The 10,040-nt window shown below is 73.5% G+C and carries 9 protein-coding genes; 4 read left to right on the top strand and 5 right to left on the bottom strand.

The window, feature by feature from the left end:
- Window positions 1–676: 676 nt before the first annotated feature.
- Window positions 677–1,450, top strand: a complete 774-nt coding sequence (locus J4709_RS52640; protein ID WP_307802186.1) for a nitroreductase family protein — start codon at window positions 677–679, stop codon at window positions 1,448–1,450.
- On the opposite strand, the gene J4709_RS52635 is transcribed toward J4709_RS52640, so the two are convergent.
- Together J4709_RS52635 and trxA are read right to left on the bottom strand one after the other, a co-directional pair.
- Window positions 1,388–2,227, bottom strand: a complete 840-nt coding sequence (locus J4709_RS52635) for a putative RNA methyltransferase (protein ID WP_208253068.1) — start codon at window positions 2,225–2,227, stop codon at window positions 1,388–1,390. The two genes, J4709_RS52640 and J4709_RS52635, sit on opposite strands and share 63 nt — an antisense overlap.
- Before the next feature lie 126 nt (window positions 2,228–2,353).
- A complete protein-coding gene (trxA, locus tag J4709_RS52630) occupies window positions 2,354–2,707 on the bottom strand; it encodes a thioredoxin (protein ID WP_208253067.1) in 354 nt (117 codons plus the stop codon).
- Between the two features lie 131 nt (window positions 2,708–2,838).
- Here trxA and J4709_RS52625 point away from each other — a divergent pair, with 131 nt between their 5' ends.
- Entirely contained in the window at window positions 2,839–3,849 is a 1,011-nt protein-coding gene (locus tag J4709_RS52625; protein ID WP_232385436.1) for a sigma-70 family RNA polymerase sigma factor, read from the top strand.
- Window positions 3,850–4,066: 217 nt separating this feature from the next.
- Window positions 4,067–5,416, top strand: coding sequence for a class II 3-deoxy-7-phosphoheptulonate synthase (locus J4709_RS52620; protein WP_208253066.1), 1,350 nt, complete (start codon window positions 4,067–4,069; stop codon window positions 5,414–5,416).
- A gap of 115 nt (window positions 5,417–5,531) precedes the next feature.
- On the opposite strand, the gene J4709_RS52615 is transcribed toward J4709_RS52620, so the two are convergent.
- The 3 genes from J4709_RS52615 to J4709_RS52605 all read right to left on the bottom strand — a co-directional run bounded on the left by J4709_RS52615 (window position 5,532) and on the right by J4709_RS52605 (window position 8,625).
- Window positions 5,532–5,900: an ATP-binding protein gene (locus J4709_RS52615; protein WP_232385435.1), complete on the bottom strand. Its 369-nt coding sequence runs from the start codon at window positions 5,898–5,900 to the stop codon at window positions 5,532–5,534.
- A gap of 84 nt (window positions 5,901–5,984) precedes the next feature.
- Window positions 5,985–6,323, bottom strand: coding sequence for an STAS domain-containing protein (locus J4709_RS52610; RefSeq protein WP_173100728.1), 339 nt, complete (start codon window positions 6,321–6,323; stop codon window positions 5,985–5,987).
- A gap of 31 nt (window positions 6,324–6,354) precedes the next feature.
- A complete protein-coding gene (locus J4709_RS52605; protein ID WP_208253064.1) occupies window positions 6,355–8,625 on the bottom strand; it encodes a SpoIIE family protein phosphatase in 2,271 nt (756 codons plus the stop codon).
- Between the two features lie 322 nt (window positions 8,626–8,947).
- On the opposite strand from J4709_RS52605, the gene J4709_RS52600 reads away from it, so the two are divergent.
- Window positions 8,948–10,040 (top strand): HAMP domain-containing protein (locus tag J4709_RS52600; protein ID WP_208253063.1); only part of this gene is annotated, 1,093 nt, incomplete at its 3' end.

Below are 10,040 nucleotides of genomic sequence, written 5' to 3'. Positions count from 1 at the left end.
CCGAAAACGAGGATGGCCACGGGGTTGGTCCGGCCATGCCGGCCGAACCGATAAAGGCACTGGCTTTTAACACGCTGTTGAGTTCTCAAGAAACGGACACCCACCGCGCCAGACCCGCTTCCGCGGCTCTCGCTCCGGGGCAACCCTTCTAACTTACCAGGTTCATTCTCCGTGTCAAGCTGATCCGTGAAGATCTTTTTGACGGTCGAAGGTGATCCTGGCTCTCCACGCGTCGCGATCAGGACAGAACAGAGTTCTGCGAAGATCGTTCATCGGGAGGTGCCCTCCGGGCCGGCCACCTTGCGGCGTCCTGCATCCCGTCTCGGGCTGACCCAGTCATCGTACCCCGGCCCGGGCAGTGCCCGAACCGTTTTTCCGAGTCCTGGTTCCCCCGGGGCCGTCCGCCTGTCGGCGTCCCGCATCCCTCGGGGCGAGACAGACATTAGGTCCCGCCCGCGGGACCGTCAAATCAGGGCGCTCGCGTCCCGCCGCCCCCCGCTGTCCGGGCACCACCGGCAGGCCCGCTGACCTCCCTTTTCACGGCCTTCGTGGAGCGGGTCACAGTGCGGTACCGTTCGCAGACCCGTGCCGCCCGCCCGCCGGTGTTCCGGCGGGGCGGCGGCCGGCCCCCGGTTCGGCCGGTCCCCGATGCCGGCCGAGGTGAGGAGGAACGCTCGTGAGTGTCCCCGCAACCGTCCGCGCCTCCGCGGAGCGCCTGGTGGTCGCCGCGACGATGGGACCGACGGTCCATGACGTGCACGCCTGGCGGTTCAAGGTCGTCGCGGGTCTCATCGAACTGCACGCCGATCCGGACCGGTTCCGCCGGCTGCGCGATCCCGCCGGCCGGGCCCTGCACCTCGCGAGCGGGGCCGCGCTGGTGAACCTGCGCCTCACCGCCGCTCAGCTCGGGCATGAGGCCGTGGTGCGGCTGCTTCCCGACGCGGGACGGCCGGCGCTCCTCGCGACCGTCCGCCTCGTGGGGCGCCACCGGGTGACGCGCGAAGAGCGGCTGCTCTGCGCGGCCACCCTGCGTCCGCAGTCCGGTACGACCTCGTCCTCGGGCGAACGCCCGTCCGCGCACGTCCTCAACGAGCTGCGGGAGGCGGCCCGGCTGGAGGGGGCGGCGCTCCATCCGCTGCCGACCGCGCCGGACGGTGTCGCCCAGCGCGCCGTCCTGACCACGGCCGGGGACGGACGCACCGAGTGGCTGCGGGCGGGGCAGGCTCTCCAGCGGGTCCTGCTCAGCGGCACCGCCCGTTCGGTATCCGCGTCGTTCACCTTCGAGACCGGGGACGTGCCCGCCGTACGGGAGGTGGCCACGCCCGGCGAGTTCCCCCAGGCGGTACTTGAACTCGTCCAGGAGGCTCCTGCGCGCCCCCGGGGCCGGCTATTCGAGCCGGCGGTAGACCGACAGCACGAAGGCAAGCGGAACTGGCAGCGGATCCGGTAGCGGGCGGAGCCGCTCCCACAACCGTTCCGCCGGCACGTGGTGGGCGCTGGGCCCCATCCCCACGAGCGTCGCGACCTCCTCGTGGGTGAGGACGGCCTCGCCCTCGATCTGCTGCCGTGAATCGAACTTGAAGTAGCCGGACAGGGCCGCGTCCATGCGCTCGGTCTTGCGTTCGTCGATCGACAGCAGCCCGAGGGACTCCACGAGCGTGCCCAGGTGCCGGGGCGACGGCGTCACCGTGAAGAGCAGCCCGTCATGGCTCAGGACGCGGTGGAACTCGGCGGCGTTGCGGGGTGCGAACACGTTCACGACGGTCGCCGCGGCGCCGTCGCGCACCGGAAGCGGACGCCAGAGGTCCGCGACGACCGCGCCGGCGCGGCGATGGGCCTTGGCGGCGCGGCGGGCGGCGTGCTTGGAGATGTCCAGCGCGAGGCCCGTCGCGTCCGGCGCCCGGTCCAGGATCCGGCTCAGGTAGTGGCCGGTGCCGGCGCCGGCGTCCAGGACGAGGCTGTGCCCCTCCAGCGATCGGCCGACGCTCGTGGCGAGGGGTCCGGCGAGGGCCTCGAAATGGCCGGCGCCGAGGAACTCGGCGCGCGCGCGGACCATCTCGGGCGTGTCGGCCGTTCCCGGGCGAGCATTGCCCGGAAGCAGGTTCGCGTAGCCCTGCCGCGCGATGTCGAACGCATGCCCTGACGGGCAGAGCAGTCCCCGCTCCGCCAGCGCCAGATCCCCTTCGCAGACGGGGCACACCAAATACGGGACGACATCGGCGAGCATCCGTCCATCATCGTCCATAGGCGGGCCGCGGCGGGCGGCGCGGCCCGCATCTTTGCCATCCTGCCGCGCCCGTGACGGCTGCGCGTCCCCCGCCCGCAACCCGCACGGGACCGGGCGGCCCGGCGCTCAGGACTCCGCGCGGCGGCGGACGTCCTCCATGTCGAGGGCCCGGACCTGCTCGATCACGTTCTCCAGCACGGACTCGGGCAGCGCGCCCGGCTCCGCGAAGACGATCACTCCGTCGCGGATCGCCATCAGCGTGGGGATCGAGGCGATCCCGAACCGTTCGGACAGCTCGGGCTGGGCCTCGGTGTCGACCTTGCCGAAAACGATGTCGTCGTGCTTGCCGGCGGACTTCTCGAAGACGGGCGCGAACCGCTTGCACGGCCCGCACCACTCCGCCCAGAAGTCGACCAGCACGATGCCGTCCCCCTGTGCCACCTCGTCGAAGTTGTCGGTGGTGAGTGTGACGGTCGCCATGTCGGTTTCTCCTCTGCCGGGGTATCAGGACGATAGAGCGGCTGACAGCCTCGCAGTATTCCTCAGCCGGGAATCACAGGACGGTAATTAGCGTTGACCTCATAGGGAGATCGCACCGGAGAAGGGTCAGGATGGCTGCAACCCGTACCAAGGGCGACAGGGTCGACGGCACCGACAAGGATCTTGTCGGAGCGTACCTCGACCGGATCGGCCGTACTCCCCTGCTCGACGCGCAGGAGGAGGTCGATCTGGCCAAGGCGATCGAAGGGGGCCTGTACGCCGAACAGCTGCTCGAGGAGGGACGCACGCCCGCGGGCGCGTCCCACGAGGAGCTGGAGGACCTGGTCGCGGCGGGGCTGCGCGCCAAGCAGCGCTTCGTCGAGGCCAACCTGCGGCTGGTCGTCTCGATCGCCCGGAAGTACCCGACCGACTCGTTGCCCCTCATCGACCTCATTCAGGAGGGGAACCTGGGGCTGATGCGCGCGGTGGAGAAGTTCGACTACCGGCGCGGCTTCAAGTTCTCCACGTACGCGACGTGGTGGATCAGGCAGGCGATCGGGCGCGGGCTCAGCCACACCGCCCGCACGATCCGGCTGCCCGTCCACGTGGAGGAGGAGCTTTCCCGGCTGCGGCGCGCCGAACGCCAGCTCGGCCGCGAGCTCGGCCGCGAACCGACCCGCGACGAGCTCGCCGGGACGCTGGGCGCCGAGCCCGAGCACGTCGACGAGCTGCTGCGCTGGCGGCGCGACCCGGCGAGCCTGGACGCGACCGTCGACGACGCCGGCGAGACCGCGATGGGCGACCTGCTGGAGGACCCGGACGCGGTGACGCCCGAGGCGGAGATCCTGGCGCTGGACGACCTGGAGGGCCTCGGCAGGCTGCTGGACCGGCTGCCCGAGCGGGAGTCGGCGATCCTGCGGGCCCGGTTCGGGATGGACAACGGCCAGCCGCTGTCCTACGCCCAGATCGGCGCCCGGTACGGCCTGAGCCACAACCGGGTGCGGCAGATCACCGACCGGTCGCTGCGGCGGCTGCGGCAGCTGGCGACCGAGACCGACCTGAGCGGGCGGCGGGCGCTGGCGGGGGCGCGTCCGGCGGCAGGCGAGCCCGTGCGGGCCACTGCCGGAAGCCGCGCGGCCTGAACCGTCCGCATCCGAACAACCGAACACCGTACGACCGAACGCGAAGCGTGATCCGCCGGCCGGGCGGCCTGAGGGCCGCCCGGTCGGCGTTTCGTCGCTTACGGCCCGATTCGGCCCTGTGATCAGGCCCTGCCCTTGGGAGATGGAACCTCCGCCGATGCCCCGGACGGTCCCGGAGCGGGCGCCGAGCGCGCGCGGCGCCCTATAGCCTTTGCGCGTGAGTACTTCCAGCGTCGCGGGGGCGCTCGACGCATGGCGCGACCTCCCCGCCCTGCAGCAGCCCGAATGGGACGACCCGGACGAGGTCCGCGCGGTCGCGGCCGAACTTGCGGCGCAGCCGCCGCTCGTGTTCGCCGGCGAGTGCGACCAGCTGAAGGCCCGGCTCGCGGACGTCGCGCGCGGCGAGGCGTTCGTCCTGCAGGGCGGCGACTGCGCGGAGACGTTCGACGGGTCGAACGCCGACGCGGTCAAGAACAAGCTGAAGACGCTGCTGCAGATGGCGGTGGTGCTCACCTACGCCGCCAGCGTGCCGGTCGTGAAGATCGGCCGGATGGCGGGGCAGTTCGCCAAGCCGCGCTCGAAGCCGTCGGAGGCGCGCGGCGGCGTGGAGCTGCCCGCCTACCGGGGCGACGCGGTGAACGGCCTCGCCTTCGACGCCGAGTCCCGCCGCAACGACCCGCACCGGCTGCTGCGGGCCTACCACTGCTCGGCGGTCACGCTGAACCTGTGCCGGGCGTTCACCAAGGGCGGCTACGCCGACCTGCGGCAGGTCCACGCCTGGAACCAGGACTTCGTCGCATCGAGCCCGTCGGGCCGCCGGTACGAGCAGCTCGCCGGGGAGATCGACCGGGCGCTGACGTTCATGAAGGCGTGCGGGGTGAGCCCCGAGGAGTTCCACAGCGTGGAGTTCTACTCCAGCCACGAGGCGCTGCTGCTGGAGTACGAGCGGGCGCTGACCCGCATCGACCACCTCAGCGGGCTGCCCTACGACGTGTCCGGGCACTTCCTGTGGCTCGGCGAGCGGACCCGGCAGCTGGACGGGGCGCACGTGGAGTTCCTGCGGCGGATCCGCAACCCGATCGGGGTGAAGCTCGGGCCGACGACCAGCGCCGACGACGCGCTCGCGCTGATCGACCGGCTCAACCCCGACCGGGAGCCGGGCCGGCTGACGTTCATCACGCGGATGGGCGCGGGCCGGATCCGGGACGTGCTGCCGCCGCTGATCGAGAAGGTGCACCAGAGCGGCGCCCCGGTCGCATGGATCTGCGACCCGATGCACGGCAACACCTACGAGGCGCCGAGCGGGCACAAGACGCGACGCCTGGACGACGTGCTGGACGAGGTCGCCGGGTTCTTCGAGGTGCACCGGGCGCTCGGCACGCACCCGGGCGGCATCCACATCGAGTTCACCGGCGACGACGTGACCGAGTGCACCGGCGGCGGCCACGGGCTGGCGGAGGACGACCTGCACCAGCGGTACGAGACGGCCTGCGACCCGCGGCTCAACCGCGGCCAGTCGCTGGACCTGGCGTTCATGGTCGCGGAGCTGTACCGCAAGTCGTCCTGACCAGCGGACGGGCACGGCGCGCCCCGCCTCCGGGCGGCGGGCGCGCCGTTCTCGTGTCCGGGCATGCGCCGCGAGCGGCGTGGCGAACGATCTTCGTAGCGGCGGCGCCGCCGCGTCAGATGCTGACCTCGGCCCAGACGACCTTGCCTCCGGTGACCTGGTCGGCGCCCCACGAGGTGGCGAACCGGTCGACGATGAACAGGCCGCGGTGCGACTCGTCGAGGGGGCCGGGGACGGTGAGCCGCGGCAGCTGCGAGGCGCGGTCGCGGACCTCGACGCGGACGCGCCCGGTGCCGCGCAGCAGGCGCAGCTCCAGCGCCGTCCCCGCGTGCCGGACGGCGTTGGCGACCAGCTCGGCGACGATCGCGGTGACGAGCTCCTCGCGCTCCATCAGCGCCCAGGTGCGCATGGTGCGGGCGGCGAGCCGGCGCGCGTACTCGACGGCCTCCGTCTGGGGCGCCGCGCGCAGCGTGGTCTCGGTCATGGGATCGGTCACTCCGCCTGCTCGCCGTTCCGCATCGCGTCCCGCTCCGTCCGGTCAGGCCGCCCGGGTCCGGGCGGCGCCGTGTCAGCGTCCATCGGCGGGCGCCTCCTCCGCCGGGCCCGCGATCAGGAAGCGGTCCAGGCCGGTGGTGCGCAGCACGTTCTCGACCCGCCCGTAGGCGCCGGTGACCGTCAGCGTCGCGTTCTGCGCCCGCGCGTGCTTGTAGGCGCGGACCAGGACGTTCAGCCCGGAGGAGTCGCAGAAGTCGACGGCGGTGAGGTCGACCACGACCGTGCGCTCACCGGCGTCGACGAGCTCGGCGAGCCGGGCCCGCAGCTCGTCGGAGGAGTGCAGATCGATGGAGCCGCGCGCGGCGATCGTCGCGCGGCCGTCCTGTCGTGTCGTGTGCAAGGCAAGCCCCACGCCACCCCACCTTACCGATTGTTGGTCTCCATCATGACGCCCGCAGAACGATGAGGGCAACGTCGTCGTTCGAGGGTTCGGGGCCGAAGTCGCGCACCGCGCGCTGGATGCGGGCGGCGACGGCGCCGGCGCTCAGCCCGGTGCAGCCGGCCAGCAGCCGCTCCAGGCCGTGCCCGTCGCCGAGCAGCCGGCCGCCCGAGCGCCGCTCGGTGACGCCGTCGGTCACGCACAGCAGCACCTCGCCGCGGCGCAGCTCGAGGGTGTCGGTGTGGAACTCCACGCCGTCGAACACCCCGAGCAGCGGCTGCGGCGAGGCTGCCTCGCGGACGCCGCCCTCCGGGTCGAGCACCAGCGGGGGCGGGTGCCCCGCGCTCGTCAGCCTGATCGTCACGCCGTCGCGGCGGCGGCGCGCCGCGATCTCGCCGTGCAGCAGGGTGAGCAGCCGGCCGCGCTCGCCCTCGCCGAGGATCAGCCGGTTGAGCCGGGCGAGCACGCCGGGCACCGACATGTCCTCGGCGGCGAGGATGCGCAGCGCGTGCCGGGCCAGGCCGGTGACGGCGGCGGCCTCCGGCCCGGTGCCGCAGACGTCGCCGATCGCGAACCGCCAGCGGGACGCGGGCTGCGGGGAGCCGGGCCGCACGCCCGACTCGAACACGTCGTAGAAGTCGCCGCCGACCTCGCTGCCCTCCCCCGCCGGCTCGTACACGACCGCGACCTCCAGGCCGGGGATCTCCGGGATGCCGGGCGGCAGCAGGCTGCGCTGCAGCGCGCTGCTCATGGCGGTCTGCGCGGAGAACAGCCGGGCGTTGTCGACGGCGAGGGCGGCGCGGCGGCTGAGCTCCTCGGCCAGCTCGATGGCGCTGCGCTGGAACCGGTCGGCGGCGGGGCGGCCGATGACGATGCTGCCGATGCGCCGGCCGCGGGCGATCAGCGGGAACGCGTAGGCCTGGTCGTCGGCGGTGTCGCCGGCGGCGGCGCGGACCTCCTCCGGGGCGCCGGCGAGGCCGTTCCACGGCCCGGGGGCGTCCATCGGCGGGGCGGAGCGGGCCTGGTCGAGCAGGTCGCGCAGGCCGTCGGCGCGGGTCTCGTCGGCGTGCCAGACGTAGGCGAGCCGCGCGGGCTCGGCCTCAGTGATGGTGTAGACGGCGCACCAGGTGGCCAGCCGGGGCACGACGAGCTGGGCGACCAGCGCCATCGTGCGCTCCTGGTCGAGGGTGCCGGCGAGCAGGTCGCTGGCCTCGGCGACGAAGCTGAGCCAGCCGCGCCAGGACCGTTCCAGCTCGCCGACCCTGGCCTTCTCCAGGGACAGCGAGATCTCGTCGGCGAGCCGGCCGAGGCGGGCGCCGTCGGCGTCCTGGAACCGGCCGGGGGCCGAGGCGACGGCCACGAGCAGGCCCGTGAGGCGGCCCTGCGACTCCAGGGGCGCGGCGGCCAGGGACCCGGCCCGCAGCGCGGCGGCGGCCGGGTCGGCGGCGTCGGCGGCCACCCAGGGCGAGCCGGCCCGCACGGCGGGGGCGAGCCCGCCGACCGTCAGGCCGTCGAGCGGCATCTCGGCGGCCATGCCGCTGGACGCGCCCATGATCAGCCGTCCGTCGCGCTCGGTGAGCAGCACGGCGGCGCCGTCGGCGCCGAGGACCTCGCGGACGGCCGCGACGGCGTCCTCCATGGCCTCGACCGCGGCGGGTGAGCGCAGCAGCCGGTCGCCGGCGGCGGGCGTCTCGCCCATCCCGGCGGCCTCGAGCCGGTCGCCGCCGAGGCGGTCGTCGCGGGCCTGGGCGCCGGGGACCGCGGGGTCGAGCCCGGTGTCGTCGGACCTGTCGAGGCTCGCGAAGTCGCGCGCGGCCCGCTCGGCGCCGGCGATGCCCGGGGCCTCCGCGGCGGCCGCCTCGTCGGCGGGCGCGCCGGGCTGCGCGGTGTCGTCGTCGGCGCCGGGGCGCGGCAGGCGGAACCACACGCCCTTGGTTCGGCGGTCGTAGGAGACGCCCCAGGAGGCGGCCAGCCGGGCGATCGACGGCAGCCCGCGGCCGCTGGAGGCGGTGACGCCGGGCATCTCGATGCCCCGGGTGGGGTGGCGGTCGCGGACCTCGATCTCGATGTCGCCGCCCTCCAGGCGGCACGAGACCTCGAAGGACGTCCCCGCGTAGGCGACGGCGTTGGTGGCCAGCTCGCTGGTGGCCAGGACCGCGTCGTCGGCGGCCTCCTCCATGCCCCAGTCGGCGAGCACCTTCCGGACGAAGCGGCGCGCGTCCGCCACCGCCGCGGCGGCGGACGGGAACGTCGCCGACGCCGTCTGCCGATCCAACTGCCGTCCCTCGTTCGAAGCCTGATTACCCGGGTCCGACCATCGTGGCAGACCGTGCGGCCACCCGGCCACGAGAGTGCCGAACCGGGGCCGCGCGATGCCTCTGACCTCGGTGTGCGACCCACCGTCACACCACGACAGACCGTAACACGAAGGCTACCGACCACGATCCACGACCTATGCCGCTTGTCACCCGTGAGCGTGCGATTCAGGTCCGGGGAGGGCCGGCAACGTAGAGTACAGATGCGGCCGGGAGGCGGTCCGGACGGACCGGCCCGGCGTGCCGGGCACCCGGCGACAGCGGGCCAGGAGGATGAAGAGCATGCCGCGTACAGCGTCCCGTGCCCGCCCCGCGGGCGGGTCTCGCGACACCACTCCGCGTTACAGCGACGCCGATCTGGCGCCGCTGCTGAAGGCGCTGGCGGCCGTCCGGGACGGCCGGACGGGCGCCGAGCTGAACGTGCCCGGGGAGGGCGCCGTCGCCGAGGCCGCGGGGATCCTGGACGAGATCCGGCAGAACGGCCACGAGGTGGCGTCCGGGCTGGCCCGGGTGCGGCGCGAGATCGGCCGCGAGGGGCAGCTGCGCGGGCGGCTGACGCCGGGGACGCTGCGCGGGTCGTGGGCGGCGGCCGTGGAGGACTCCAACGCGATCATCGACAAGCTGACCGACCTGGCCACCGGGATGCACCGGGTGGTGGAGGCGGTGGCGGCGGGCGACCTGAGCCAGCGGGTGGAGCTGCGGGTGCGCGGCAGGCCGATGCGCGGCGAGCTGCTGCGGATGGCCAAGTCGGTGAACGGCATGGTCGAGCTGCTGGACCAGTTCACCTGGGAGGTCACCCAGTTCGCCCGCGAGGTCGGCACGGAGGGGCGGCTCGGCGGGCAGGCCCCGTCGCGCGGCATGACCGGCCGCTGGCGGGACGTGACGGCGTCGGTGAACGTGATGGCGGCGCGGCTGACGTCGCAGGTCCGCGACATCGCGGAGGTCACGACGGCGGTGGCGCAGGGCGACCTGACCCGCAAGGTCACGGTGGAGGCGACCGGTGAGCTCCAGGAGCTGAAGCTCACCGTGAACCAGATGGTGGACCAGCTGTCGGCGTTCGCCGACGAGGTCACCCGTGTGGCCCGCGAGGTCGGCACCGAAGGCCGCCTCGGCGGCCAGGCCAACGTGCGGGGCGTGAGCGGTGTCTGGAAGAACCTGACCGACAACGTCAACGCGATGGCGAACAACCTGACCTATCAGGTGCGCAACATCGCGCAGGTCACCACCGCGGTCGCCGAGGGCGACCTCGGCAAGAAGATCACCGTCGACGCCCAGGGCGAGATCCTCGAACTCAAGGACACCGTCAACACGATGGTCGACACCCTCTCGGCCTTCGCCGACGAGGTCACCCGCGTCGCCCGCGAAGTCGGCACCG

Source organism: Actinomadura violacea (genome assembly GCF_017573465.1).
Taxonomy (GTDB): Bacteria; Actinomycetota; Actinomycetes; order Streptosporangiales; family Streptosporangiaceae; genus Spirillospora; species Spirillospora violacea.
The sequence above is the reverse complement of the archived record's forward strand: the minus strand, read 5'-3'. Positions and strand labels throughout refer to the sequence as shown.

Bases quoted from the DNA above. Each gene is read 5' to 3' on its own strand.
- J4709_RS52625 (WP_232385436.1), top strand. From the start codon at position 2,839: ATGGCTGCAACCCGTACCAAGGGCGACAGGGTCGACGGCACCGACAAG.
- J4709_RS52615 (WP_232385435.1), bottom strand. From the start codon at position 5,900: ATGACCGAGACCACGCTGCGCGCGGCGCCCCAGACGGAGGCCGTCGAG.
- J4709_RS52635 (WP_208253068.1), bottom strand. From the start codon at position 2,227: ATGCTCGCCGATGTCGTCCCGTATTTGGTGTGCCCCGTCTGCGAAGGG.
- trxA (WP_208253067.1), bottom strand. From the start codon at position 2,707: ATGGCGACCGTCACACTCACCACCGACAACTTCGACGAGGTGGCACAG.